This is a genomic window from Qipengyuania nanhaisediminis (genome assembly GCF_900115585.1).
In the GTDB taxonomy this organism is placed as follows: domain Bacteria; phylum Pseudomonadota; class Alphaproteobacteria; order Sphingomonadales; family Sphingomonadaceae; genus Qipengyuania; species Qipengyuania nanhaisediminis.
Window position 1 is genome coordinate 345,416 of the sequence record NZ_FOWZ01000001.1, and the last position, 25,685, is coordinate 371,100.

Genomic DNA, 25,685 nt, shown 5'->3' on the forward strand with positions numbered 1-25,685 from the left:
CTTCTAACGCGGCACGCCATGGATTCGCAAGCACACCTGTTTCAGCTCGCCAGCAGGGTGGCGTTGCCTCCGGCTGCAGTGGTATCGATGCACACGACGCGCTCGGTCGCAAACCGCGCGACATAGTGCGGGCCGCCCGCCTTGGGACCGGTGCCCGACAGGCCCTCGCCCCCGAACGGCTGGCTTTCGACCACGGCGCCGATCTGGTTGCGATTGACGTAGAAATTGCCGACCTTCGCCCGCGCCTCCACGAAGGCGCGGGTGTCATCGTTCCGGCTGTGCAGGCCCATCGTGAGGCCATAGCCGGTGGCGTTGATCTCTTCGACCACGCGCCCGAGATCACTCGACTTGTAGCGAACGACATGGAGAACCGGGCCGAAGTTCTCGCGCTTCAGGTCGAGGATCGAATCGATTTCGATGATCGTCGGGGCGACGAAGCATCCGGCATTGGCCCCGCGATGCAAGCGGCGGCGCCAGACCGGCATTCCGCCTTTCTTGCGGCGCGCGACGTGGCGCTCAAGCGCGGCCTTGGCATCGGGATCGATGACCGGACCGACATCGGTCGACAAATTCTCCGGATTGCCGATCGTCAGCGCCTCGAAGGCGCCGCGGATCATGCCCAGCATCTCGTCATAGACCTCGTCCTGGATGTGCAGGACACGCAGGGCGGAACAGCGCTGGCCCGCGCTCTGGAAGGCAGAGGCGACGACGTCGCGAGTGACCTGTTCGGGCAGCGCGGTGGAATCGACGATCATGGCGTTCTGGCCGCCGGTCTCGGCAATGAAAGTGGCGATCGGTCCGTCGCGCGCGGCGAGGCTGCGGTTGATCGCCTGTGCCGTCTGTGTCGAGCCGGTAAAGGCCACGCCCGCGATACGCGGATCGGACGTGATGAACTCACCCACATCGCCCGCACCCGGCAGAAGCTGGAAGGCTTCTTCAGGGATGCCCGCTTCGTGGCAGAGCCTAACGGCCAGTGCGGCTATGAGGGGGGTTTGTTCCGCCGGCTTGGCGACGACCGTGTTGCCGGCGGCAAGCGCAGCGGCAGCGGGTCCGATGAAGATAGCCAGCGGGAAGTTCCACGGGCTGATCGTCGCAAAGACGCCTCGACCGGCCAGCGTCAGGCGATTCTCCTCGCCCGTTGGTCCGGGCAGCGGCATCGAGCCTTCGAAAAGACGCCGCGCCTCGCCTGCGTAATAGCGCAGGAAGTCGACCGCTTCGCGCAATTCGAGAATGGCGTCCTGCAGGGTTTTGCCGGCTTCGCGCTGGCACAAGGACAGGAATTCGTCCGTGTGCTCTTCGAACAGGTCGGCCGCTTCCTCAAGCAGCAAGGCCCTGCGTTCACCGCCCAGCGCATTCCAGCCATGCTGGATACGTTCGGCGCGCGTGATCGCCTCTTCCACTTCGAAATCGAGCGTATCGCGCCGCGTTCCGACTTCTGCCGTAAGGTCGTGCGGCTTGTTGATCGGGGCGATTTCCGCATCCGCACCCGAAGCAAAGGTCGGCTCTGCATGCCAGTGCCGCGATTCCAGTTCGTGCAGCCGGTCGAGCAGCGGTTCGCGCTCCAGCGGGTCGGACAGGTCGATCCCTGCCGAATTCCTGCGGTTGGGAAAGATGTCTGCCGGAAGCGGGATCGCCGGATTGCGATACGGCTCGAGCTCGAGCAGGTCCGCGCAGGGATCGGTGACCAGTTCGGACACCGGCACCTCGGCATCTGCCATGCGGTTCACGAAGGACGAATTCGCGCCGTTTTCAAGCAGGCGGCGCACCAGATAGGCGAGCAGGTCCTTATGCGTTCCCGTAGGCGCATAGATGCGGACATTCGTCTTCCGGTTTCCCTCAACCTGCGCCAGCGCGCCGTAGACGTCTTCGCCCATGCCGTGCAGCCGCTGGAATTCGAACCGCTTCGCACCGGCCAGCGCCTTCACGGCACCGATGGTGTAGGCGTTGTGCGTCGCAAAGGCCGGATAGATGACGTCGTCTGCGGCCAGCAGCTTGTCGGCGCAAGCGAGGTAGCTGACGTCGGTCGCCAGCTTGCGGGTGAAAACCGGAAAGTCGGTAAACCCGCCGACGTGGCTGAGCTTGATTTCCGTATCCCAATACGCGCCCTTCACCAGCCTGACGAAGAAACGGCGGTCATACTTGCGGGCGAGGCGCGCAACCCATTCGCACATCGGCACGCCGCGCTTCTGATACGCCTGGATGGCAAGACCGAAGCCTTCGTAGCGCGAGCCGTCTGGGCGCGTGAACAGGTCATCGTCGCGCACCAGCGCCTCGATGATATCCATCGACAGCTCCAGGCGGTCCGCCTCTTCGGCATCGATGGTGAAATGGATATTAGCATCGCGCGCCTTGACGATCAGCGAGCGCAGCATCGGCAGCAGGCCGCTGATGGCGAGATCCGCATGCAGGAAGGTGTATTTCGGATGCAGCGCGGAGAGCTTGACCGAAATGCCGGGCGAAGTGGCAAGATCGCCTGTCGCCTCGCGGGCCAGCCGGTCGATCGCGCGCTCGTAACTGGCGCGATAGCGTTCCGCATCGGCATAGGTCATCGCCGCTTCGCCGAGCATGTCGAAGCTGTGGGTCAGGCCCTTGGCGCGTTCGGGTGCCGCGCGCTTGAGCGATTCCTCGATCGTGCGGCCGTAAACGAACTGGCCGCCGAGAATCTTCATCGCCTGCAGCGTCGCCTTGCGGATGACCGGTTCACCCAGCCGCGTAACCGCCCCCTTGAGCGTGCGACGCATGCCTTTCTGTGCTTCTTCGGGCCGTTCCAGCACTTCGCCGGTCAGCATCAGCGAGAAGGTCGCTGCGTTGACGAATGTCGACGAGCTTTCGCCAAGGTGTTCCGACCAGTCGATGTCGCCGATCTTGTCGCGGATCAACGCATCCGCCGTCGGCGCATCGGGTACGCGCAGGAGCGCTTCGGCAAGGCACATCAGTGCCACGCCCTCTTCGGTGGCCAGCCCGTACTGGTGCAGGAACGCGTCGATCCCGCTCGCCTTCTGGCGGCGCGCGCCCTCGATCAGCCGTGCAGCTAATTCCGCAGCCTCGTCATGCTTCGCGCTGGCGGGAGCGGCCTGGGTCAGTCGCTCAGCGACACAGGCGTTCTCTTCTGCACGGTAGGCTTCGCGCAGCGTCTGGCGGGAAATGGACTGGGGGCGGATTGGATCGTGCAGGGCCATGCGACTCCGAGAGTAGAAAGGGATTTAACCCCCGCCACTTGGACCCGAGCACCCGCGCTTTCAAGCTTTGTGAACCGCAGGGCGCCTCAGGAGCGCGACGAGAACCATTCCCTTACGGATTCTTGCGTTTCGTCGGACAAATGCAGGCCAAGCTTGCTCCGGCGCCACAAGACGTCCTCGGCAGACCGGGCATATTCGCAATCGACGAGATAGCGCAGTTCCGCCTCGTAGAGATCGCCGCCCAAATGCGTGCCAAGCTCGTCGAGGCTATGTGCGTCAGAGAGAACGCGGTCGATCCGGGTTCCGTAGGCGCGGCACAACCTCAAGAGCATTTCCGGCGGCACCCAGCTGAAGCGGTCGCTCGCTTTCCAGAGGAATCTGGCAAAGTCACCTTTTTCGATGTCGCCGCCAGGAAGGGGCGCGTGTGCGGTCCACCCTTGCGACGGGATTTCGGCGTGGTCGGCCAGCTTTTCGAGCGCGTGTTCTGCCAGCTTTCGATAGGTCGTGATCTTGCCGCCATAGACCGACAGGATGGGCGCACCGCCGTCGGCGTCGATCTCGAAGACATAGTCGCGCGTCACCGTGGAATTGGATGCGGCATTGTCTTCATAGAGAGGCCGCACGCCCGAATAGGTGTGCACGATGTCCTCTTCGGTGATCCCGCTCCTGAGATAGCGGGTCGCCGCCTCACGCAGGTATTCGCGCTCTTCCGCGGCGATCTCGACATGATCGAGGTCGCCTTCGTACAGAAGATCCGTCGTTCCGATCAGGGTGAAATCGCGTTCATAGGGAATGGCGAAGACGATCCGGTCGTCGGCCTGCTGGAATATATAGGCATGGTCGCCGGAGTAGGCGCGGGGCACGATGATGTGGCTGCCCTTGACCAGCCGCAGGTGCGCCGGCGTTCCTTCGCCAAGCGCGGACTTGGCAACCTTGTCGACGAAAGGACCGGCGGCATTCACTACCGCCTTGGCCTCCACCACACGCTCGCCATCCGGATCGCTCAACGTCGCAACCCAATGGTCGGCCTTGCGCTCCAGCGCGATGCATTCGGTTCGCATCCACACCTTCGCGCCGCGCTCTTCCGCATCCATTGCGGTAAGGACGACAAGGCGCGAATCCTCCACCCAGCAATCCGAATACTCGAAGCCGCTGGTCAGGTGATCCTGCAGGATCGCGCGATGCGGCGGATCGCGCAGGTCCACCTTGTGCGAGCCCGGCAGCGTCTTTCGCCCGCCAAGGCGGTCGTAAAGGAATAGCCCCGCCCGCAGCATCCACTTCGGCCGCATACCCGGCTCGTGCGGCAGGACGAAACGCAGCGGCCAGATGATATGCGGCGCATTCGCGAGCAGCACTTCGCGTTCGCGCAGGCTCTCCGCCACCAGCCTGAATTCGTAATGTTCGAGATAGCGCAGGCCGCCGTGGACGAGCTTGGTGCTGGCCGACGACGTGTGCGAGGCCAGGTCGTCCTTTTCGACCAGTGCGACCGAAAGTCCGCGCCCTGCCGCGTCGCGGGCGATACCGGCCCCGTTGATGCCGCCGCCGATTACAAGGAGGTCGAAGCGTTCGCTCATCGTGCGCGGAAAAGCCGTCCTGCCACCGCGTCGAGCTTGGCCATCAATTCCCTGTCGTGCTGGTCGGGCGCAGTGATCACCGCATCGTCGAGCGCGCGGTCGATCGGCGAGGGGCTGCGCTTTTTCGGCAGCCCCTTGCAGAACGCCACCAGCGCTTTCTTCGCCAGTTCGGAATTCTTCTGCATCTGGGCGACGATTTCGGCGACGTCGACAGTCGCCTCGTCATCGCGCCAGCTGTCCCAGTCGGTCACCATCGCGAGCAGCGCATAGGGGAGCTCTGCTTCGCGGGCGAGCTTGGCTTCGGGCATGCCGGTCATGCCGATCACCTCTGCCCCCCAATGGCGGTAGAGCTTGCTTTCCGCGCGGGTGGAGAATTGCGGGCCCTCCATCGCGAGATATGTCGCGCCGGTGGTGACATCGCCGCCCGATTTCTCGACCGCCTTGCCGATATGTTTCGACAGGCGGCTGCAGACCGGATCGCCGAAGGGCACGTGTGCCACGAAACCGTTGTCGAAGAAGGTCGAGGCGCGGCCCTTGGTGTTGTCGATGAACTGATCGACCGTCACGAAGCGGCCCGGAGGCAGCTCTTCCGATAGCGAACCGACCGCGCTGATGGCAAGAATGTCGGTGCAGCCCGCACGCTTCAGCGCGTCGATATTGGCGCGCGCATCGATCCGTCCGGGAATGATCGGGTGGCCGCGTCCGTGGCGCGGCAGGAAGCGGACGCGGACATGGCCGATAGTGCCGCACAGGATCTGGTCGGACGGCTCACCCCATGGCGAGTTGATCTCGATCCATTGCGCGTCTTCAAGCTCGTCGATCGCATAGAGGCCCGACCCGCCGATGATGCCGATGGTCCAATCGCTCATGTATACATATCCTGTTTCGTGCCCTTCACCGCAAAGCCGGCCCTTGCGGACCTAGCGCGTGAGTGTGCGCGAGCTGTTAACGCCTGGCGATTGGGTGACGAAGGAATGTGCAGGTGTAAAGGGAGAAGGGCGGAACACCCCCGGACAGTGCGCCGTTACCGATGCGCAAACCTATTCATGGCGCCGCCGGGACCCCGCCCTTGACTCACCGCCCCCTTTTCCCGGCATTTATGCGCCGAAACTCATGTGGAGCGCGCCTTGACCGATCTGTCCCCCCTCTCATTCGACACTCTGGCCGAACGACTGCGCGAATTGCACGCAAGGACGCAGGAAACCCCGCTCTTCAATCCGGTGTTCCAGCTCGCCCATGATCTGTCGCGCAAGCTGGAAGCGGGAGAGCTGTCGCTCGAGGATCTGGCGGGACTGATCGAGGAACTGGAAGGACAGGCCCTCGAAGTGAGAGCCGACCACCTGCGCGATCTGGTATCGCCCGACGCTGCGCCGCAGCGGCTCGACACCTTCTGCAAGGATGCCGAGGATTTCGATGCCTTCGCCGCGCATTGGGCCCATCCGCAGCTCCACGTCGTCTTTACCGCGCACCCGACCTTCCTGCTCCCGCCGGGACAGACCGCCGCCGTCGCTAAGGCCGCCGGCGAAGGCGTGAAGGTGGGCCACCCCGACGGCGAGCGTGCGCAGATCACGCTCGATTACGAACATGGCGAGGCGATGTCCGCGCTGGCGCACGCCCAGGAAGCCCGCGACCGGATAGTCACCTCGCTCTATGATTGCGCCGCCAAGAAATGGCCCAAGCGCTGGCGCGAATTGCAGCCGCTGCCGTTCCACTTCGCCAGCTGGGTCGGCTATGACATGGACGGGCGCACGGACATCAAGTGGTACACTTCGATCCGCTTTCGCCTGTCCGAAAAGGCAGAGCGATTGGGCCGCTATGCCGACCAGCTCGCTGCCATCGATTCCGATCATTCGCTCGTTGCCACCCTGCGTGCGGCACAGGCCCACACGCTGCGCAGTGCGGAAGACTTCGCGGGCGACCTGACCGACCCGAAAGACCTATCCGAAGCTGCCAATCGCCTGACCGCCGACCACGACGACAAGCTCCTGTCGCTGACCCCGATAATCGAACAGCTGGAAAGCGAAGCTGCGGACGAAGCGACCGAGGAAGCGATCGCCTTCAAGACGCTGGCCGCCGCCATGCGCGCCGATGGCCTGGGCATGGGCCACATCCACTTCCGAGTGAATGCCAAGCAGCTTCATAACGCCATCCGCACGCGGATCGACAATGGCGAAGAGCTGGACCTCGGCAGCCAAGGTGCGCTGGGCGCCCTGCGCGACCTGCTCGCCAAGGCCAAGCCGCTCTCGGCCAATTTCGCCTCGCTCGCGATCGAAAGTTCGACCGCGGTACGCCAGTTTCTCGCCATGGCGCAGATCCTCAAACACGTGGACGCCGATGCGCCGATCCGCATGCTGGTGGCGGAATGCGAACAGCCCGCGACCGTGCTCTCGGCGCTCTATTTTGCACGCCTCTTCGGCATCGAGGACAAGGTCGACGTATCGCCCCTGTTCGAGACCGAAAGTGCGCTGGAACATGGCGGACGCTTCCTCGACGCCCTGCTCGCGGAGGAAGCCTATCGCGACTATGCGCGCCTGCGCGGCAGGGTCGCGATCCAGACCGGCTTTTCCGATGCGGGCCGTTTCGTCGGGCAGATCCCTGCCAGCCTCGCAATCGAACGCCTGCAGGGCCGCCTAGCCGAAGCGATGGCCGCCAATGGCCTGACCGACGTCGCCGCGCTCGTCTTCAACACGCATGGCGAGGGCATGGGCCGCGGCGCGCATCCGGCCAGCTTCAAGGACCGCCTCGAATGGCCGATGAGCCCCTGGGCGCGCCGCCGGTTTGCGCGCGCGAATATCCGGCTCGAGCCCGAGGCAAGCTTCCAGGGCGGTGACGGCTATTTGTTCTTCTCGACGCCCGAACTGGCGCTGGCTACGCTTTCCGAAATTGCCGAGCGCGCGCCTGCGACGGCAGACCTGGAAGCGCCGACCGACCCCTTCTATCGCCGGACCGACCTCAGCCTCGACTTCTACCGAGCGGTGAAGGACCACCAGCAGGAGCACCTGGAAAGCCGCACCTACAGCCGGGCGATCACCGCCTTCGGCCTGGGTCTGCTCAATTCAACCGGCAGCCGCGTGTCGCGCCGCCAGAGCGATCTCAACGCCGACCGAGAGATGAGCCTGCGGCAGATCCGCGCGATCCCGCACAACGCCATTCTCCAGCAATTGGGCTATCCGGTGAACATCATTGCCGGTGTCGGGAGCGCGGCCGAAAGCAATTACGAGGATATTGCAGAGCTACTGCGCGAAAGCCCGCGCGGCCGCCAGATCATGCGCCTCGTGCGCGCCTCCAATGCGCTGGCCAGCATCAAGACGGTGGCGGCCTATGGCGAGCTGTTCAATTCCGCCTACTGGGCGAGCCGCCCCTATCGCGGGACGGAAGACCATCTTTCGCGCGCCTGCGAGGCGCTGGCCGAATATCTCATCCAGGACGATCGCAACGGCGTGTTCCGGCGGCTTGCCTCGCGCCTGCGGGTCGACGCGCTCAAGCTGCATCGTCTGTTCGACCTCGTGCCGGATGAAGAACCGCGTCCCGAGCGCGAGCACACGCGGCGCATGATCGGCGTGCTCCAGGCGGTGCGGCTTGCGCTGATGCAGCACATGTTCCTCAAGATCGTATCCGTCCCGGTCTTCAGCCGCGCCAACGACATCAGCCGGACCGACGTGCTGGAAATGGTCTTCACCTTGCGCGTCGACGAGGCGCTGGCTCAGTTGCGCCGCGCCTATCCGACCAGCTTCCCGCGCAAGACCGATTTCGCGATGGACGAAGGCGGCGAATACCCGCGCGGAACCGGCGAAGGGTATGACGCAATCAGGGCGAATTACATCGACCCGATCGACGACGCGCATAATCTATCGCTGCGCATCTCGACCGCGATCGCGAACCTGTTCGGCGCTCACGGATAAGGGTCAGGCGAGGCCCCAGCGTTCGAGGGCGGGCGAAATGAAAACCTCGTCCCGCTCCCCCAGCAGGGCCTTGCGTGCCGCGCGATAGGCGTCGACCGCCGCCCCGTACTGGTCGCGGATATCTGCCGCATCCATCTGCGCGTCCTTGCCCCAATGCATGGTGAAGGAAATGCCCGCCTTCTTGAAAAGGTATTGCAGGCGCCGCGCAGCCACATGCGCATCGGTGCCGAGCAGGAAGTTCTTCGGCAACCCGTCGATATTGATGATGGCGTTGTTGTCGAATTTCAGGAAGCCCATCGCGGCGGGGCTCTTCTTCGCGAAGCGTACGGTGTAGACGAAATCCTTGCTGAAGGTCCGGATGTTGTCCTCGGTCCCCGCAGCCATTTCGCGCGCAATCCGCAAGGCTTCGGGCAAGCGCTCCAATGGCACTGCGAAGGCCGCATTGTAGACATCGACCCTCAATCCAAAGAGCCGGTGCGGCTCCCACTGTGCCGTCAGCTGCGAAAGCGTGCGTGGCACGTCGCGCTCGTCGCAGGCGTGCTCCTTGAAATCATCGAAAATCATGCCGGGCACGTCGATCAGATCGCGCAGGCGCGCCTCGATCATTTCGGACGCCAGCGGGTTCTCGGTGATCTGCTTGACCCCCCTGGCTGCTTGCTCGCCAAGGGCTTCGAACGAGGTCCGGCTCACCGGGGCCGCATCGAGGGTTGGCTTGACCGTCGTCTCGATGTCGAGCCAGATAGTCTCGAGCACCTCCTCGTCATCCGCAGCGAAGGGGTCGAAGGTCAGTTCGTAATAATGCGGCGTGCGGCCCTGGGTTATGTCGCCCATCGCCTCGGCAAAGCGGCCTTGCGCGACCAAATCGGCCCAGTCGGCGGGGAGCTTGCGCGCGCGCTTGACCAAGCCGCAGTAAAATTCCTCCACCGCTTCAATGAGGTAGGCCGAAACGAAACCCATGCCGCCGAGATGGACCCGCGCAGCCGCGAAATGGGCCGGATCGCCGGGTGTCGCAAAGCGCGCGATCCACTCATCCTTGAGGACGGGCTTGTCAGGATCGCCGAGCCATATTCCCTCGCCCTTGCCGGTCGATAGGACCATGCCCCTCACATGCGTTTCGCAGCCCGTCTCATCGAGCGTCGAGCCATGCGATCCGGTGGCGACCATGCCCGCAACGCTCTGGCCCTTGTGCGAACCGGCAGTGCGCAGCGAAAGGTCGCGGCCCGGCTTGCCGAGCCAGTCCATCAACCGGTGGATCTTCGTCCCTCCGGTCACCAGGACATAGCGTCGTCGGTGTTCGATTCCTTCGAGGAACGCCTCGTCGGGGACCGGCCAGATGCCTTCGTCCCCGTCCGTCGTCACATGGCTGGACAGGCCGTGGAACAGCTTGCTCTGCGACCAGCCTGAGCCGGTCACGCACAGCTCGCGGTCGCGCTTCGCTTCGTAATCGATGAGCTCGCCCATCGCGTCACCGCGCTGCGCGAGAACACTGGCCACGTCATCGGCCGCATCCTCTTGGATCTCGACCGTCCGGCGCATGAATTTGAAAATCGAGCGGTGCTCGTTCACCCACGGCCCGCCGCGCTTGCGTTCGATGCGCATCAATTGTCCCCGCCGATGTCGTCCCTCTCCAATAGGCTTGGACGCGAAAACACTATAGGCAAAATCCGACTGGTGGCTGTCGGGGGGCAAGCAAAGATGCTGGAAAACCTGTTTTTTCTCGTGGTGGGCTTCTGCCTGCCGTTCCTGTTCTTCTTCATCGGGCGCAAGCTGTTCAACTGGGGACCGCACGAGGTTCCCTGCAGCCATTTCCACGATCACGTGCACGAGGCAGCACCCAACCGCTTCATCCGCGACATCCAGCGCGATGCGCCCCCTCCGCACAGCCAGTCGGCAATCGCCAAGGCCGGGCACGGCCATCAAGCCGGTCATGACAGCGACCCGCTTGGCGACGACCTCGAAAAGCTGGTCGAAGAATGCGCGTTGCACGGTCACGACGAGCATGGCCGCAAGATCGCGCATGATCCGGACGAGCCGCACAATGCGCCGGGCGCGAAGGTGCTGATGCTTTCGGGCGGGGGCCAGTGGGGCGCCTATGGCGCGGGGCTTTTCCGCACCATGCACGATGCCAGCGGCCGCGACCTCGCGATGCGCGACGTGAAGATCATCACCGGCATTTCCACCGGTTCGCTGCAGACCCTGCTGCTCATGGTGGCGCTGGACGAGTCCCAGCCGGTGCAGACCCGGCGCTATGCAATGGACCGGCTGGAATGGGGCTATTCCCCGCGTACCGAGCGCGACGTGGTGCGCAACACCGGCCTTGAGATGCTGCCCTTGCGCGGTGCGCAGGCGGGTACTGCTCCGCTCCGCAAGCGCATTCGCAATGCCATATTCGAAAACGGAGACTCAACGCTTCTCGACGCACTGCGCCAGTCGAAGATCGCCGGCTACATCGGCTTCGTCGAGGCGAATTGCGGCCTGTTCCATTATGTCGATGTGCGCGGCCTGGTGCGGGACGAACCCGACAATGAAAAGGCGGTCGACGCGTTAAGCGCTGCGGCGATGGCATCTTCCGCCATGCCGGTGTTCCACCAGCAGCTGCGCGTGACCGGGTCCAGCAAGGGATCGCGCGCGCTATACGATGGCGGCGTCAGGCGCTCTGTCTTCTTTGAAAGGTCGATGGAGCGGATGCACCAGAGCGTGTGCCGCCACGCCGGCTCGCCGGCGGATGAGCATCCCAACGGTGCCGAAAGGCGGGCGGTCACACCCGCCTTCTTCGTCGTGCGCAACGGGCCGACGACGCGCGTGGCGGATCCAGATCTCGATTCGAAGGATGGCCCGATTCTCAACGGGAAGCGCGGATACGACCTCCTGGTCAACGAAAGCGAGGTCGGCGCCATCGCCGGCTTGCGCCTGCTGAACCCCTACGGCGACATCTATCTCACCACTGCCGACCAATGGTATACCTTCGACTGCCAGTGCGAAGAGGCGGATTGTTCGAAAGGCACCGAGATGTTCAAGCCCGGCTTCATGGCGTGCCTGCGCGATCTGGGCCGCCACAAGGTCCAGCGCTTTGGCGGCGCATGGTGGTCCATGAGCCCGATCGACAACCGCTAAACCGTCCCTCGACGAAACAAATGTTTAAAGTGCGAAACCTTTTGCCGACGAAGGTATTCTGTCCCGCAAAGGGGAAGAATTTTCGTGTCGCTATCCAATCGGATCCTGATCGTCGATGACGAGGCCTTGATCGCTTTCGATTTCGAGATGACTCTTGTCGACGCCGGTTACGACGTCCTTGGACCGGCCACCTCGCTCGACGAGGCGCTCGACATGGTGAGCGAGGAGACGCCGCGCGCCGCCGTGCTGGACATCGATCTCAACGCCAGACCCGTCTGGCCACTGGCGCGCAAGCTTCGCGAAAGTGGCACGCATATCGTTTTCGTCAGCGCGAACCTGCGTCACGAAGAATTGGCGACCGAATTCAAGGATGAACCCCGCCTCGACAAGCCGGTTTGCGAAGGCGACCTGCTGAAGGCCCTCAACCAGGGTTTGGCGGAGCAGCCGGCCCACTGTCACTGAGCGGGAAAACTAGGCTGCGCTTAAAGCCGTTTTCCACCTTATCGCCCTTTACCCTTCCCGATAGCTGACGCGCGGTCACTTCGAGCAGGCGGGTGCCGAATCCCTTCCCCGCCCCGTCCTTGCCGGTGCTGCCGGCTTCGACCCACTCAAGGCGCAGGTCGCTGTCTTCGACCTCCCAATGGACGGTCACGGACCCTTCCTCGTCGCCCAAAGCTCCGTATTTGGAGGCATTGGTCGCCCACTCATGGAGGATAAGTGCCACCGAGGTCAGCTTGGCGTTGGGGATATCGACGTCCGGGCCGTCGAAGTTGAGCTTCTGGTTCTCATGCGACGGCGCGAGCACCGTCTCGAGCAATTCGCGAAGCCCGACCGAGCCGCCATCCGCATGACGCGTAGTCAGGGCATGCGAGCGCCCGAGCGCGTGGATGCGATTGCGCAGGTCTTCTGCAAAATCGTCCAGATTGTCGGCTTCGCGCTTTGAGATCGCGACCATGGCGGCGATCACCGCAAACAGGTTCTTCACGCGGTGGTTCATCTCGCGCAGCATGATCTCGCGCTCGGCAAGGATCTCGCGCTCGGCCGTGATGTCATAGGTCACGCCGATGAACTTGGCGGGCTTGGTGTTGGTGATGCTGCGTCCGAGACCGTGCAACCAGCGCACGCTGCCATCTTCGAGCGGCAGGCAGAACACCTCGTCGAAATCCTTTTCCCCATCCATCGCACGGCGAAGTGCGGTATTGACCCGGTCCCGGTCGGGGCCCGGCAGCTTGGCGAGGATCGGCTCCATCGTGTCGCCTTCGCTCTCGTCCAGTTCGAGTAGGCGACGTTCCGTTTCGTCGAGGATCGTGCGATCCGTCGCCGGTTCGTATTCCCACACACCGATCTTCGCCACTTCGAGCGCAAGACGCAGGCGTTCGCGTTCCTCGCGCAGGTCACGCTCCATCGTCAGGGCCTGCGTGACGTCGGTGAACATGATCGTCGCCCCGTCGATGTCGCCGTTCGTCTGGCGATATGGAATGACCCTGCCCAGATATTTGCGCGATCCGTCTTCCGAGGACGAATGATAATCCTGGGTGCGACCCTGCGCAGCCGCCGCTTTCGCCATCTTCAGGTAATCCTGATCGGCAAGCTGGGTCGGCAGGACGTCGAGCGGCCGCCCGATATCGCTCTGGTTGATGTGGAAGATCTTCGGCGCGGCGTCGGTATAGCTGCGCAGGTTGAGATCGCCATCGACGACCAGCACCATCAGCTCGGTCGTGGCGAAGAAGTTCTTGAGATCCGCATTGGCGACCGTGACCTGGTCGACCTTCGATTTCAGTTCGTCATTGACCGTGGTCAGCTCCTCGTTGGTGGACTGGAGCTCCTCGTTCATCGACATCATTTCTTCGTTGCTGCTCTTGAGCTCCTCGTTCGTAGTTTCGAGCTCTTCCACCGTGGACCGCAGCCGGTGGCGCGTATTCTGCAGTTCTTCCTCGAGGAATTGCAGCTGGCCGTCACCTACTTCGAACTCTTCGAATTCGTCGTCCTCGAACGGTTGCAGCGCACCTGTCTCGCGAATGACGACCAGGTAGCCGCCGGGTGCCACCGGCTCGCACAAGATCGAGGTCTTGATGCGCCCGAATTCGGTCGTGACTTCTTGGTCGCGCACGACCAGGCGGTTCTGTTCTTCCACCACCCTGCGCAGCAGCGGTCCGATGACTTCGCGTAAACCGGATCGCGCCAGGGTCGGCACGTGCACCGTGCGTTCCAGCTGGTCGGGAAATTCGAGATAACGCCCCGCAGCGCCCCATTTTTGAAGCAGCAAGCCCTCGGAATCGAGGAGCAGGCTTACGGGCGCATACTTGTCGGCCACCCTTCGCAGAGCGAGCACCTCGGTAGAACTCGTGTTCGAGGGTCCCGAATGCGAGGTATTGCGCTCGCGACGCCGGACGTATGTCGGGGCGCTTATCTTTGGAATGTGTAGGTTGTAATTGCTCTTCACGTTGCGACGCTTGAATATCCGTGAACCCTGGTCGACGACTTCGAAGAGGTCCTCGAACCGCCCGATCCCTTCCGATGAACCGAGGAAGAGATGGCCACTGTCTCGCAGGGCAAAGTGGAAGAGAGGCAGCACCACCTTCTGCAACTCTTCGTCGAAATAGATCAGCAAGTTGCGGCAGGAAACGATATCGATCTTCGAAAAGGGCGGATCGCGCACCACATTGTGCAGGCTGAAACGCACCATGTCCCTGACTTGCGGAACCATGGTGAAGGTATCCGACCCGCCGATCACATAATGCTTCTGATAGTCGGCGGGAATGTCTGGTAGCGCGGAATTGGGGTAGGTCGCGCTGCGCGCGATATCGAGCATCTTGTCGTCGATATCGGTCGCGAAAACCTGCACGTAGGGCCGCTTGTCCGCCTTCCGCATGGACTCGGCGAACAACATGGCGATGGTGTAGGCTTCCTCGCCGCTCGAACAGCCGGGCACCCAGACGCGGACTTCCTGCCCGTCGCGCGAAGAGCCGACGATCTTATCGATGACCTGCTCATGCAGGGCGGTGAAGTCTTCGTGGTCGCGGAAGAACTGGGTGACGTTGATCAGCAGGTCCTGGAAAAGCGCTTGGCACTCGTCCGCATCGGTCCTGATCCGTCCGACATAATCGCCCGCATCCTCGATCGAGAGAACCTGCATCCGCCGGGCCACACGGCGGATCAGCGTCGAGCGCTTGTATCGCGAGAAATCGTGCCCCACGGTGTCGCGCAGCACTTCGCACAGCTCGTCGATCCGATCGGCGACTTCGCGCGCTTCTTCCTCGACCTCTTCGGTCGGGGCGCGCCTGAAGAAGTCGCTGACGAGCTCGATGACGTCCGCGGGCTTGGCGATCACGTCGACCAGGCCGGTGCCGATGGCCGACACGGGCATCCCGTCATAGCGAGCGGTTTCCGGCTCCTGCGCCACGGCAAGGCCGCCCAGTTCCTTGATTGCCCGCAATCCGCGACTGCCGTCTGCACCTGTGCCTGAAAGGATGACGCAGGCTGCCATGTGCTGGCGATCGTTGGCGAGACTGTCGAAGAAATCGTCGATCGGGCGCCGCTGACCACGCGGATCGGAAAATTCGGTGAGTTCGAGAACCCCGTCGTGGATCGCCAGGCCGTGACCAGGCGGGATCACGTAGACGTGATCGGCTTCCAGCTTTTCGTCCCCTTCGGCCTGGGTAACGGTCATCGCCGTATAGCGCTCGATCAGCTGCGCCATGAGCGATTCATGGGTCGGGTCCAAGTGCTGGACCACGACGTATGCGAGGCCGGTCTTGCCTTCCTGGCCTCCGAACACCTCTCGCAGCGCCTCCAGCCCCCCTGCCGACGCGCCAATTCCGACAACCGGCACAACCTTGTCCAGATTATCGTTCAATTATTCCCCCCTCTGGTCCGACAACCGCGCCTCCGCGATGATCGAATGGCTCGATGCGAGCTGTTCGTAAGTTCCCAGCATGACCATGCCCATTTCGCCTGCAATCGAACGCAGGTCGCGAATGTCCTGCTTCAGCGCTTCCTCGTAGACATCCAGCAGGTCCTTCCCGGCCGGCTTCACCTCGAACTGCGAGCCGAGAATGTAGACTATCTTCTTTCCCAGCTTGATCTTCGACAGGTAGACGAGGTTCAGAAAGGGCGTTCCGTCATGCTTCACGTTCGGCACAAGGAACTTGCCTTCCGTCAGCTTGTCATCGGAAATGAAGTTTCGCATCCGTTCCCGCACGGGGCCCGCTCCACCGGCTGGCTGCAGGAAACGGCAGTTCCTGCCCAGGACCTCGTCGGGCGAATATCCGGTCATCTCGCAAAATGCGGTGTTCACGCCGACCAGCGGCGCATCGTCCATGCCCATGTCGGACAGCGACAGGGACACCTTGCTCTTGTCGAGCGCGGTCCCGAGAGCCACGGGAGGCTCAATATCTGCTTCCAACCAATACATGTGCAACGCCTTGCGATATCCGGATTCTTCCGGAGCTTTGGCATTTGTTCTAGGCACAAGAGCACATCCGGACAAGCGAATGCTTGCCGTGCCCGAACAAACGACTTTTCCTGGAGAAGGGGACTGTTGGTGCGGTCGAGAAGACTCGAACTTCCACGGCCTTGCGGCCACAACGACCTCAACGTTGCGCGTCTACCAGTTCCGCCACGACCGCACACAGTCAAATCCGGTAGCGAATCCCGCATGCGCAGGAGGCGTGCTACCGCCGGTAGGAGCGCGCCACTAGCAGCGAGAATGCGCCCCCGCAAGCACCTTGTTCATGCAAATTCTAAAGCGGCGCCCAACCCACGTCGGCATAGACCGCATTGCGCGGCACTTGCGTGCTCGCCTCGTCGATCGTCACCGTTTCGCCCGGCGCCAGGGTCGGCTGCGGCGGCTGGACGATCCAGGTAAAGACCTGATCCTCGCGCTCGTTCAGCATGACGATCTGGATGGGCGGAAGGTCACGGCTCTCGCGGGAGGTGTTTTCAACCTCGATCCGGGCGGAAAACAGGTAGGTCTTGTTTTCCAGCTCGCGCCAGCTTTGCGCTTCGGGAGGGAATCGCAGTTCCAGATCGGGCTGCGCCTGCCCGAAAGTCGGCTTGTCGACCGGCCACCAGGACGGCGTGCCGAATTGCGTGATGGCGACCACCGCGCCAAGCGCCAGGACCGCGAATATCGCGGCCGCCCAGGTCCACAGCTTCATCATGTTGCGGCGCGGACGGAAGGGCGGTGAATGATCGAAGCGCGACACGAAGTCGCCGTCGTCATCATCGGTATAGACCGGCGGGGCCGGCTCTACGTCGTCGTAGGAAGGCGGATGCGTCTCGTCGAAATCGGGCGCCTCTCCGCCATCATTGGCAGAATGGTCCTCGTCATCCTGCCCGGCGTCGCCTTCATCGAATGTGAAGCCGGGGCGCGCCTGCACGTCCTCTTCCTCGACCGGCGGCGGTGGCGGAGGAGGGGGCGGCGGAGGCGGAGGTGGTGCAGCCGCCTCGCTCGCCTGAACCCCTTCGACATCTGCGCCATCCTGGAACCAGGAGTGCTTGCACTTTGCGCAGCGAACGGTCCGGCCGTCCACACCGATTGCGTTGTCGGGAACGACATAACGCGTGCTACAGGCGGGACAGGCGATAATCATGGTGGATGAAAGCCTTACGCATTGGTGCGAATCGCGACAAGCGGCGCATCTGTGCGTGAAAGCCCCAAGCGGCTTTTTTCCACATCGAAGCGCGGTTATAGGCTCCATTTGGACGATGTCGGCCCTAATTCACCTCTTTTTCTCGGCGAAACCAGGCCGATGAGCGCAAAGGAAAGCGCGATCGTGCAGTTCGACAACGTCGGATTGCGCTACGGCACCGAGCGCGAGGTGCTGTCGAATATTTCCTTCACCCTGTTTCCGGGCCGGTTTTATTTCCTCACCGGCGCCAGCGGAGCCGGCAAGACTTCGCTCCTGAAACTGCTTTATCTCGCCCAGCGCCCTTCCCGCGGCGGGATGCGCATGTTCGGGACCGACGTGATCACCATGCCGCGCGACGAATTGCCGGGCTTCCGCCGCCGCATGGGCGTGGTGTTCCAGGATTTCCGGCTGGTCGACCACTTGTCCGCATTCGACAATGTCGCCTTGCCGCTGCGCGTATCGGGAGTGAGGGAGCGTGACCTGGCAGGGCCCGTCAACGACATGCTCGACTGGGTCGGGTTGGGTCACCGTGCCGATGCACGGCCCGCGACCCTTTCCGGCGGCGAGCAGCAGCGCGTCGCCATTGCGCGCGCCGTCATCGCCCGCCCCGAAATCCTCGTCGCCGACGAACCGACCGGCAACGTCGATCCCGAAATGGCGCTAAAACTGATCCGGCTGTTCGAGGCGCTCAACCGGCTGGGCACCACAGTCGTCGTCGCGACCCATGACTACCAGCTGATCAGGAAAGTGCCCGAAAGCCTCATCATGCGGCTGGACAAGGGGACGCTTTCCGATCCGACCGGCGCGCTGCGCTATCCGCCCAAGCGCGCGCCGAGCGGAGTAGAGGCATGACCGGCAAACCCCCGACCCTGGGCCGAGCGGTCGATCGTGGCCTCGCTCCATTCCGCGGGCGCAGGGCGGCAAGCCTCCTTCCGCGCACGCGGCTTGGAGGACCGGTGCCGTGGGTCATCGCGATCATGGTCGCGCTGTGCGTCCTCGCCGCTGGCGGCGCGCTGGCCCTTTCCAACCTCGCCGCCAGCGCCAGGGGGGACCTCGCCGGTAGCGCCACGGTCCAGATCATCGAGGCGGACAATGATTTGCGGGCCGAACAGGCGCGCCGCATAGCCGGCCTGCTGCGTGAGGATCCGGCAGTAACGGGCCTGCGCATGGTGCCCGAGAGCGAAGTCGCCGCCCTGCTGGAGCCCTGGCTGGGATCGGGCGAAGCGGTCGATGCTGTCCCGCTGCCCGCCCTGATCGACCTGGAGCTGGCTGCGGAGGTGGATGAAGATGCCTTGGCGGAGCTTGAAACCCGGATCGCGGCCTATGCGCCGTCCGCCCGGATCGACAGCCAGGAAACATGGCTCGCTCCGGTGCTGGACGCATTGCGCACCTTGCAGTTCATGGCCTTGTCCCTGATCGGGCTGCTTGCCTTTGCAGGCGTGGCGGCAGTCTGGCTGGCTGCGCGCAATGCCCTGGGCGGCAATCGCGATACGATCGAAATCGTCCACCTGCTCGGTGGTAGCGATGCCCAGATCGCCAGCGTATTCCAGCGCTCGATCCTGCTCGATGCGATCGCGGGCGGACTGCTTGGGCTGGTGTTGGGCGCAGGAGCGATAGCCCTGCTCGCCAACAGGTTCGCCGCGCTTGATTCGGGTATGGTTGCAGCCGGGTCACTGTCCGCGATCGATTGGGTTATATTGGCCATGGTCCCGCTTTTCGCCGTCGTCATTGCAGTCTACACGGCACGCATGACCGTCCTCGCATCCTTGCGGAAAATGCTGTGATCCTTCGCTTCGTCGCCGCCCTCGTGCTGCTCTACACCTTCGGCTTCGTGGCCTTTTCGGTGACCCTGCCCTCGCCTGCAAAGCAAGTGGAGACCGATGCCGTCATCGTGCTGACGGGCGGGCCGGGCCGGATTGCCCGCGGGCTGGAAGTCGTCGCCGAAGGCCAGGCGCAGGAAATGTTCGTTTCGGGCGTCGACCCGGAGGTCAAGGAAGGCGAATTCGCCGCCCAGTTCGATGTCTCTCGCAGGACGATGAATTGCTGCGTCACTCTCGGGTATCTTGCCGTCGACACACGCAGCAACGCAGGCGAAGTCGCACAGTGGATGGCCGAAAAGGAATTTACCTCCGCCCGCCTCGTGACGACCGACTGGCATATGGCGCGCGCCTACTCGGAAGTGGCGAGTGTGCTGCCTGCGGAAACCACGCTGGTAAGGGACGCGGTGCCTTCGCATCCGGACCTGCAGACGCTGTTCCTCGAATACAACAAGTTGCTGGCGTCCGAGATATCGCAGGGGCTGAAGGTCTGATCCGATGATAGTCCTGCGCAATATCGCGTTCTACCTGGCGTTCTATTTCGGCTCGATTTTCATCACTGCCGCAGCGCTGGCCTGCGTGCCTTTCTCGAAACCCGCCTTCCGCAGGCGCGTCGAGGACTGGAGCGGGTGGCAACGCTGGTGCATGCGCACCTTCCTCGGCATCGAGCTCGTGATCGAAGGCGGTCCGGTCGAAGGACCTGCACTCTACGCGGTGAAGCACGAGAGCTTCTTCGAGGCGATCGACGCGCCGACCCTGTTCGACAGCCCGGCCGTGTTCGCGAAGAAGGAACTCCACGGCATTCCCGGCTGGGGCCGCGCGGCGGCCGCCTACGGTCTGATCTTCGTCGCCCGCGAACAGGGGGCGAAGGCCCTGATGACGATGATCCGCTCGGCCAAGGCGCGCTCTGCCGAAGGCCGCCCGCTGGTGATCTTCCCGGAAGGAACGCGCGTCCCGCATGGCGAGCGGCGGCGGCTGCAATCTGGCTTTGCCGGAATCTACAAGATGATCGGCCTGCCCGTCGTGCCAGTCGCGGTGAACAGCGGTCCGCTGTACCATCGCGGCCTCAAGAAGAAGGGCACGATCACCTACCGCTTCGGTGAGACGATCCCTGCAGGCCTGCCGCGCGAAGAGGTCGAAGCGCGGGTCCTCGACGCGATCAACGCGCTCAACGACTGATTAGTGGTCGGACCGGCCGAAGTCCGGCCGCGCATCGTCCTGCCCCTCTTCGATAATCGACCGGCGGATCGTGCGCGTGCGATCGAACAAATCGTGCAGCGTATCGCCATCACCATTGCGGATCGCCCGCTGGAGCGCGGTGAGGTCCTCGGTGAAACGCCCCAGCACTTCGAGGACCGCATCGCGGTTCGACAGGAACACGTCGCGCCACATGACGGGATTGGACGCGGCGATGCGGGTGAAATCGCGGAAACCGCCTGCGGAGTATTTGATGACCTCGCCACGGGTCACATCCTCGAGGTCGGACGCGGTACCAACGATGGTGTAGGCGATGAGGTGGGGAATGTGGCTCGTCACGGCGAGGACGAGGTCATGGTGCGCGGCATCCATGATCTCGACCTTGGCGCCGAGGCTCTCCCAGAACGCGGCAAGGTCGGCGACAGCCTCTTTGGGCGCATTTTCGGGCGGCGTAACGATGCACCAGCGATGACGGAACAGTTCGGCAAAGCCTGCTTCCGGTCCGCTTTTCTCCGTACCGGCAACGGGATGCGCAGGAATGACCGTGGCATCAGGAAGCGCTTTGGCGAGGGCCGCCGCAACGCTCGCCTTGGACGAGCCAACGTCGCTGACGATCGCGCCCGGTTTGAGCGAGGCAGAGATTGCGCGCGCCGCTTCTTCCATCGCACCGACGGGCACGCACAGCACCACGAAGTCGGCATTCGCGACCGCATCGCTGGCGGTTTCGCATATTGTCCCAACCAGACCTCGCTCCGCGGCGCGTGCACGCACATCGGGATCGGCATCCCAACCCGTGGTCGCGATATGCGGAGCCATCTTGCCCGCAGCTAGCCCGATCGACCCGCCGATAAGGCCGAGACCGATGATGGCGACGCGGTCGATGGTCACGCCGCAGCCTCGCAGGCATTGGCGAGGATCGCAGCAATCTCGCCCATCTGCTCGCGCGTGCCGATCGTAATCCTCAGTGCATGGGGAAGGCCCTGTGAGGGCAAGTGCCGCACGGCATAGCCACCTTCGGCCAATGCCTCCAATGCCGCATCCGCGCTCAGCGCACCTTCGAACAGGACCAGCACGAAATTGGCCTCGCTCGGCTTGGCCCTGAGGCCGTGATTGCCGAGCGCCGCGATCTGCCGCTCGAAAGCATCGCGCGCGGCGAGGTTTTCCTCGCAGGACTTGCGGACGAAAGCCATGTCCCTCACTGCCGCAAGCGCTGCGCGTTGACCTGCCGCCGTCACGTTGAAAGCGCCGCGCAGGCGGTTGAGCGCGCCGATGATCTCCGGAGCCCCGGTCGCCCAGCCAATCCGCTCCCCCGCAAGGCCGAACGCCTTGGAGAATGTCCGCGTGACGAGGACGTTGTCGTGCTGCGCCGCCAGCTCCATTCCGCCGTCGTCCAGGCCGGGGGCCAGGTACTCGACATAGGCATGGTCGATTACCAGCAGCACATCGCGCGGCAGACCATCGTGGAGGCGCGCGACCTCGTCCCGATCGAGCCATGTGCCGACCGGATTGTTCGGATTGTCGAGCAGGACCACGCGGGTCTTGTCGGTTACCGCCGCCAGCAAGGCATCGACGCTGGGGGCATGATCGTCATCGTCCGCGTAAACGATGCTTGCGCCGACCTTTGCCGCGAGCAGCGGGTAGAGCGAGAAGGAGTAGCGCGCGCAGACGACCTCGTCGCCAGGGCCCGCATAGGCCTGCACCGCGCCATGCAGCAGCTCGCCTGACCCCGCCCCGCACACGATGCGCGAGGGATCGATTCCGTGGGCCGCGCCCAGTGCCTCGCGCAGGGCCGTGCTGTCGGGATCGGGATAGAGCGCCGGATTGGCGATATCTGCCAGCGCTTCCTGCGCGAGCAGGCTGCAGCCGTGCGGGTTCTCGTTGGCCGAAAGCTTGACCAGTTCGCGCCCGTCGCTGCCCTTCGACTTGCCCGGCACATAGGCATGGATCGCCTCGATCCAGGGCTTCATTGTCGGGCGGGCGGCGCTGTCTGCTGTGTCTGTCATCGCGGCTTGTTCGCATGAAAGAAAAACGGCCCTTCGACAAGCACCTGCCTTGGCTGTAGAGGCCAAGGAATGGCCGGGGCGTCACAAGTTTTGCAATTGACCGATCCGCTGCCGCTCGACGGCGGGGGCGAGTTGCATGGCGCCGAGATCGCTTTCGAGACCTACGGGACGCTGGCCGGGGATGGTTCGAACGCGATCCTGCTCTGCCACGCGCTGACGGGCGACCAGTATGTCGCTTCGCCCCATCCGGTAACCGGCAAGCCCGGCTGGTGGGAGCGCATGGTCGGACCCGGAAAGCCCATCGACACGGATCGCTATTTCGTGATCTGCGCCAATGTCGTCGGCAGCTGCATGGGCTCGACCGGCCCGGCAAGCGAAGCACCCGACGGCAAGCCTTACGCCATGCGCTTCCCGGTGATCACTATTCGCGACATGGTGCGCGGGCTCGTCGCGCTGCTCGACGGGCTCGGCATCGATAAGCTGCACGCCGTGGTCGGCGGGTCGATGGGCGGGATGCAGGCGCTCAGCCTTGCCGCCAACTGGCCGGACCGCGCCGAACGCGTGCTCGTGATTGCATCGACCAGCCGTCACTCGGCGCAGAATATCGCCTTCCACGAGCTCGGCAGGCAAGCCGTCATGGCCGATCCCAACTGGCACCAGGGCGATTATTATGCGCAGGAGAGCCAGCCCGACAGCGGATTGGCCGTCGCCCGCATGGCCGCGCACATCACCTATCTTTCCGAAGAGGCGCTGACCGGGAAGTTCGGGCGCAATCTGCAGGATCGCGATACCAAGAGCTTCGGCTTCGATGCCGATTTCCAGGTCGAAAGCTATCTGCGCTACCAGGGCAGCGGCTTCACGCGGCGGTTCGACGCCAATTCCTATCTCTATATCACGCGCGCGATGGATTATTTCGACCTGGCGGAAGAGCATGGCGGCAAGCTCGCCAATGCCTTTGCCGGGACCGAAGCGCGTTTCTGCCTAGTCAGCTTCGACAGCGACTGGCTCTATCCGACCGCCGAAAGCCGCCACGTGGTGCATGCGCTGAATGCAGCAGGTGCGGCGGTGAGCTTCGTCGAATTGTCCGCCCCGCACGGGCATGACAGCTTCCTGCTCGATGTCCCCGCACTCGACCGCGTGGTGAAGGGCTTCATCGAATGAGCGCCCTTCGCCCCGACCTCGCCGCCATCGCCTCCGCGATCGAACCGGGCACCCGCGTGCTCGATATCGGCTGCGGCGACGGCGCCCTCTTGGCCGAGCTTCGCGCGTCGAAGGGGGTGGATGCGCGCGGGATCGAAATAGATGGCGGCTGCGTCGAACGCTGCGTGGCGCAGGGGCTTTCCGTGGTGCAGGGCGATGCCGACAGCGCGCTCGCGGACTATCCGGACAAGGGATTCGACTACACGGTGCTCAGCCAGACGCTGCAGACCGCGCGGCGGCCCGATCTCATGCTCGACCAGCTGCTGCGCGTGGGCAAGCAGGCCTTCGTTTCCTTCCCGAATTTCGCCCACTGGCGCACCCGCGGCGCGCTGATGCTCGGCGGGCGGATGCCGGTCACCCGCTCCATTCCGGTCAGCTGGTACGAGACGCAGAACATCCACCACGTGACGGTGAAGGACTTTCGCGAACTGGCGCGCGAGAAGAACGCACGGATCGAGCGCGAGTGGTTTTTCGCCAATGAGAAACCGGTTTCGGGCGCGGCGAACTTGCGCGCCGAATTCGCGGTCTTCCTGCTCAGCCGCTAGGCGGATCGACAGGTTTACCCGCGCCGAAGAAGGAGCGGATCAGCCTGCGGGCGGTCAGGATCAGCCAGACCGTGAGGCCCAGCAGCACCAGCGCGATTGCACCTGCCGCATAAGGATATTCGTAAGCGAGGTAGAGCAGGCCGACCGTCACCACGTCCTCTACCGTGGAGACCGCGACATTGCTGACCGGTTCGGGGCTGGCATTGACCACACCGCGCGCGCCCGCCTTGCCGGCATGCGCCGTCAGCGCAGCCCCGCCGCCCAGGAGGAAGGCGACAACCTGCGTCGCGGGATCGGAGGGATCGACGATCGCAAGAGCCAGCAGCGCACCGCCGATCGGCCGGACGAAAGTATGGACGGCATCCCATGCGCTATCGAGCCACATGACCTTGTCGGCGAAGAATTCGGCCACGGCCGCGATGGCGGCGATGCCCATGATCCACGGGTTCGCCAGCACGTCGAGGCTCTGCAGATGTTCGGGCAGCGGGATCGCGTCCAGCCGCATGGCGAGGCCTGTCGCAAAGATACTGAGGTAAAGTCGCCAGCCCGCCAGCAGGCTGACGCTTCCGGCTATCCCGATGATTTCCATCACTCCCATAAGTGCCAGTATGCCCGTGATTTTCCATTCGTCCAACGACCAAGTGCAAACGACGAGCGGGAATTGACCCGGACGGCGATGCGGGCCTATCGTTTACAAATGTCAACGAAACCTTCCGGGAGGTCATTATGATAGGCAAATTCACCATCGCGGCCGCGCTCGCGGCAACTTCGCTCGCCGCTTGCAACAGCGCGAATGCGGGGTCGCAAACGCATACCACCACTTCGCACAACACGTCGGTCTCGGTCTATCGCAGCGGCGAAACCCAGATCGTGGGATCGGGCGTGGTGGTCGAAGAGAACAGGCCTATTCCGGCCTTCGGTGCCCTCGCCATCGACGGCCCCGTGGATGTCGTGATCCGGCAGGGCGCGCCCTCGCTGCGGCTTGTCGCCGAAGACAATATCATCGGTCTGATCGACGCGAGGAAGGACGGCGACACGCTGTCGCTGACGACAGACGGCAGCTTCCGCACGAAGAAGCCGATCCTTGCCTACCTTTCGGTCCCCGACCTGCAGGAAGTGACGGTCAACGCCAGCGGCGACGTGCGCCTCGAAGGCTGGGATGCCCCCGCACTCTCGCTGTCGATCCGGGGTTCGGGAGATATCGAGATCGACGGATCGGTCGACGAAATTCGCGCACGCATCGGTGGTTCGGGCGATATCGACCTGGCCCCCGTCCGCGCGGCGCGGGTCGATGCGGCAATCAACGGGTCTGGCGATGTGGCGATCGGGTCCGTCGACCGGCTGGTCGCGTCGATCAACGGATCGGGCGATATCCGCGCAGGCGATGTCGGAGAGCTAGCGGCAGACGTCAACGGATCGGGCGACATCAGCTATCGCAGCGCACGCGTCATCACCCGGAGAGAGGTAAACGGCAGCGGCGTTATCCGCGCCCGCTGATCAGCCAGTTACCGGCAAAGAAAA

Annotated in this window: 20 protein-coding genes and 1 tRNA gene; 10 read left to right on the forward strand and 11 right to left on the reverse strand. The window is 63.7% G+C overall.

What is annotated here, in order from left to right; genetic code table 11:
• Positions 1-41: 41 nt before the first annotated feature.
• The 3 genes from putA to mtnP all read right to left on the reverse strand — a co-directional run bounded on the left by putA (position 42) and on the right by mtnP (position 5,622).
• Positions 42-3,179 carry a bifunctional proline dehydrogenase/L-glutamate gamma-semialdehyde dehydrogenase PutA gene (gene putA, locus BM173_RS01795; RefSeq protein WP_090476767.1) on the reverse strand — a complete coding sequence of 1,046 codons (3,138 nt, stop codon included), beginning with the start codon at positions 3,177-3,179 and terminating at the stop codon, positions 42-44.
• A gap of 86 nt (positions 3,180-3,265) precedes the next feature.
• A complete protein-coding gene (gene glpD / locus BM173_RS01800; protein WP_090476770.1) occupies positions 3,266-4,753 on the reverse strand; it encodes a glycerol-3-phosphate dehydrogenase in 1,488 nt (495 codons plus the stop codon).
• The gene (mtnP, locus tag BM173_RS01805; RefSeq protein WP_090476772.1) at positions 4,750-5,622 is read right to left on the reverse strand and encodes an S-methyl-5'-thioadenosine phosphorylase; all 873 of its coding nucleotides are present in this window, start codon (positions 5,620-5,622) and stop codon (positions 4,750-4,752) included. Before mtnP ends, glpD begins: the two co-directional genes overlap by 4 nt.
• Before the next feature lie 267 nt (positions 5,623-5,889).
• On the opposite strand from mtnP, the gene BM173_RS01810 reads away from it, so the two are divergent.
• Positions 5,890-8,655, forward strand: a complete 2,766-nt coding sequence (locus tag BM173_RS01810; protein ID WP_090478333.1) for a phosphoenolpyruvate carboxylase — start codon at positions 5,890-5,892, stop codon at positions 8,653-8,655.
• A 3-nt stretch (positions 8,656-8,658) separates the two neighbouring features.
• On the opposite strand, the gene BM173_RS01815 is transcribed toward BM173_RS01810, so the two are convergent.
• Positions 8,659-10,254, reverse strand: coding sequence for an FAD-binding oxidoreductase (locus BM173_RS01815; protein ID WP_090476774.1), 1,596 nt, complete (start codon positions 10,252-10,254; stop codon positions 8,659-8,661).
• A gap of 72 nt (positions 10,255-10,326) precedes the next feature.
• Between BM173_RS01815 and BM173_RS01820 the strand changes: the two genes are divergently transcribed.
• Together BM173_RS01820 and BM173_RS01825 are read left to right on the forward strand one after the other, a co-directional pair.
• Positions 10,327-11,769, forward strand: coding sequence for a patatin-like phospholipase family protein (locus BM173_RS01820; protein WP_177201774.1), 1,443 nt, complete (start codon positions 10,327-10,329; stop codon positions 11,767-11,769).
• 84 nt (positions 11,770-11,853) lie between these two features.
• Positions 11,854-12,231: a response regulator gene (locus tag BM173_RS01825; RefSeq protein WP_090476778.1), complete on the forward strand. Its 378-nt coding sequence runs from the start codon at positions 11,854-11,856 to the stop codon at positions 12,229-12,231.
• On the opposite strand, the gene BM173_RS01830 is transcribed toward BM173_RS01825, so the two are convergent.
• From BM173_RS01830 to BM173_RS01845, 4 genes are all read right to left on the reverse strand, one after another.
• Positions 12,191-15,625 carry a CheR family methyltransferase gene (locus BM173_RS01830; protein ID WP_245755725.1) on the reverse strand — a complete coding sequence of 1,145 codons (3,435 nt, stop codon included), beginning with the start codon at positions 15,623-15,625 and terminating at the stop codon, positions 12,191-12,193. The genes BM173_RS01825 and BM173_RS01830 overlap by 41 nt on opposite strands.
• On the reverse strand, positions 15,626-16,183 hold the full coding sequence (locus BM173_RS01835) for a PAS domain-containing protein (RefSeq protein WP_090476780.1): 558 nt from the start codon (positions 16,181-16,183) through the stop codon (positions 15,626-15,628). It lies immediately after the preceding gene.
• A 127-nt stretch (positions 16,184-16,310) separates the two neighbouring features.
• Positions 16,311-16,397, reverse strand: a tRNA-Leu gene (locus BM173_RS01840).
• 114 nt (positions 16,398-16,511) lie between these two features.
• Entirely contained in the window at positions 16,512-17,363 is an 852-nt protein-coding gene (locus tag BM173_RS01845) for a zinc-ribbon domain-containing protein (RefSeq protein WP_090476782.1), read from the reverse strand.
• A 159-nt stretch (positions 17,364-17,522) separates the two neighbouring features.
• Here BM173_RS01845 and ftsE point away from each other — a divergent pair, with 159 nt between their 5' ends.
• Genes ftsE through BM173_RS01865 form a run of 4 tightly spaced genes read left to right on the forward strand, consistent with a single transcriptional unit; the run spans position 17,523 to position 20,398 of the window.
• Complete coding sequence (gene ftsE / locus BM173_RS01850) at positions 17,523-18,254, forward strand: cell division ATP-binding protein FtsE (RefSeq protein WP_090478338.1); 732 nt, start codon at positions 17,523-17,525, stop codon at positions 18,252-18,254.
• Entirely contained in the window at positions 18,251-19,186 is a 936-nt protein-coding gene (locus BM173_RS01855) for a cell division protein FtsX (RefSeq protein ID WP_090476784.1), read from the forward strand. Before ftsE ends, BM173_RS01855 begins: the two co-directional genes overlap by 4 nt.
• Positions 19,183-19,713 carry a YdcF family protein gene (locus BM173_RS01860; RefSeq protein WP_090476786.1) on the forward strand — a complete coding sequence of 177 codons (531 nt, stop codon included), beginning with the start codon at positions 19,183-19,185 and terminating at the stop codon, positions 19,711-19,713. Before BM173_RS01855 ends, BM173_RS01860 begins: the two co-directional genes overlap by 4 nt.
• Before the next feature lie 4 nt (positions 19,714-19,717).
• On the forward strand, positions 19,718-20,398 hold the full coding sequence (locus tag BM173_RS01865) for a lysophospholipid acyltransferase family protein (protein WP_090476788.1): 681 nt from the start codon (positions 19,718-19,720) through the stop codon (positions 20,396-20,398).
• Here BM173_RS01865 and BM173_RS01870 read toward each other — a convergent pair whose 3' ends face one another.
• Entirely contained in the window at positions 20,399-21,304 is a 906-nt protein-coding gene (locus tag BM173_RS01870; RefSeq protein WP_090476790.1) for a prephenate/arogenate dehydrogenase family protein, read from the reverse strand.
• The gene (gene hisC / locus BM173_RS01875) at positions 21,301-22,419 is read right to left on the reverse strand and encodes a histidinol-phosphate transaminase (protein WP_090476792.1); all 1,119 of its coding nucleotides are present in this window, start codon (positions 22,417-22,419) and stop codon (positions 21,301-21,303) included. Before hisC ends, BM173_RS01870 begins: the two co-directional genes overlap by 4 nt.
• Positions 22,420-22,488: 69 nt before the next feature.
• On the opposite strand from hisC, the gene metX reads away from it, so the two are divergent.
• Both metX and metW read left to right on the forward strand, forming a co-directional pair.
• On the forward strand, positions 22,489-23,580 hold the full coding sequence (gene metX, locus BM173_RS01880; protein WP_090476794.1) for a homoserine O-acetyltransferase MetX: 1,092 nt from the start codon (positions 22,489-22,491) through the stop codon (positions 23,578-23,580).
• Positions 23,577-24,164, forward strand: coding sequence for a methionine biosynthesis protein MetW (metW, locus tag BM173_RS01885; RefSeq protein WP_090476796.1), 588 nt, complete (start codon positions 23,577-23,579; stop codon positions 24,162-24,164). Before metX ends, metW begins: the two co-directional genes overlap by 4 nt.
• On the opposite strand, the gene BM173_RS01890 is transcribed toward metW, so the two are convergent.
• Positions 24,154-24,762, reverse strand: a complete 609-nt coding sequence (locus tag BM173_RS01890; protein WP_090478341.1) for a DUF4126 domain-containing protein — start codon at positions 24,760-24,762, stop codon at positions 24,154-24,156. The two genes, metW and BM173_RS01890, sit on opposite strands and share 11 nt — an antisense overlap.
• Before the next feature lie 128 nt (positions 24,763-24,890).
• Between BM173_RS01890 and BM173_RS01895 the strand changes: the two genes are divergently transcribed.
• Positions 24,891-25,661, forward strand: a complete 771-nt coding sequence (locus BM173_RS01895; RefSeq protein WP_090476798.1) for a GIN domain-containing protein — start codon at positions 24,891-24,893, stop codon at positions 25,659-25,661.
• The last annotated feature ends 24 nt before the right edge of the window (positions 25,662-25,685 follow it).

Bases quoted from the DNA above. Each gene is read 5' to 3' on its own strand.
- BM173_RS01865 (WP_090476788.1), top strand. From the start codon at position 19,718: ATGATAGTCCTGCGCAATATCGCGTTCTACCTGGCGTTCTATTTCGGC.
- hisC (WP_090476792.1), bottom strand. From the start codon at position 22,419: ATGACAGACACAGCAGACAGCGCCGCCCGCCCGACAATGAAGCCCTGG.
- BM173_RS01895 (WP_090476798.1), top strand. From the start codon at position 24,891: ATGATAGGCAAATTCACCATCGCGGCCGCGCTCGCGGCAACTTCGCTC.
- BM173_RS01815 (WP_090476774.1), bottom strand. From the start codon at position 10,254: ATGCGCATCGAACGCAAGCGCGGCGGGCCGTGGGTGAACGAGCACCGC.
- BM173_RS01890 (WP_090478341.1), bottom strand. From the start codon at position 24,762: ATGGGAGTGATGGAAATCATCGGGATAGCCGGAAGCGTCAGCCTGCTG.
- glpD (WP_090476770.1), bottom strand. From the start codon at position 4,753: ATGAGCGAACGCTTCGACCTCCTTGTAATCGGCGGCGGCATCAACGGG.
- mtnP (WP_090476772.1), bottom strand. From the start codon at position 5,622: ATGAGCGATTGGACCATCGGCATCATCGGCGGGTCGGGCCTCTATGCG.
- ftsE (WP_090478338.1), top strand. From the start codon at position 17,523: ATGAGCGCAAAGGAAAGCGCGATCGTGCAGTTCGACAACGTCGGATTG.
- BM173_RS01855 (WP_090476784.1), top strand. From the start codon at position 18,251: ATGACCGGCAAACCCCCGACCCTGGGCCGAGCGGTCGATCGTGGCCTC.
- putA (WP_090476767.1), bottom strand. From the start codon at position 3,179: ATGGCCCTGCACGATCCAATCCGCCCCCAGTCCATTTCCCGCCAGACG.
- metW (WP_090476796.1), top strand. From the start codon at position 23,577: ATGAGCGCCCTTCGCCCCGACCTCGCCGCCATCGCCTCCGCGATCGAA.
- BM173_RS01845 (WP_090476782.1), bottom strand. From the start codon at position 17,363: ATGATTATCGCCTGTCCCGCCTGTAGCACGCGTTATGTCGTTCCCGAC.
- metX (WP_090476794.1), top strand. From the start codon at position 22,489: ATGGCCGGGGCGTCACAAGTTTTGCAATTGACCGATCCGCTGCCGCTC.
- BM173_RS01835 (WP_090476780.1), bottom strand. From the start codon at position 16,183: ATGTATTGGTTGGAAGCAGATATTGAGCCTCCCGTGGCTCTCGGGACC.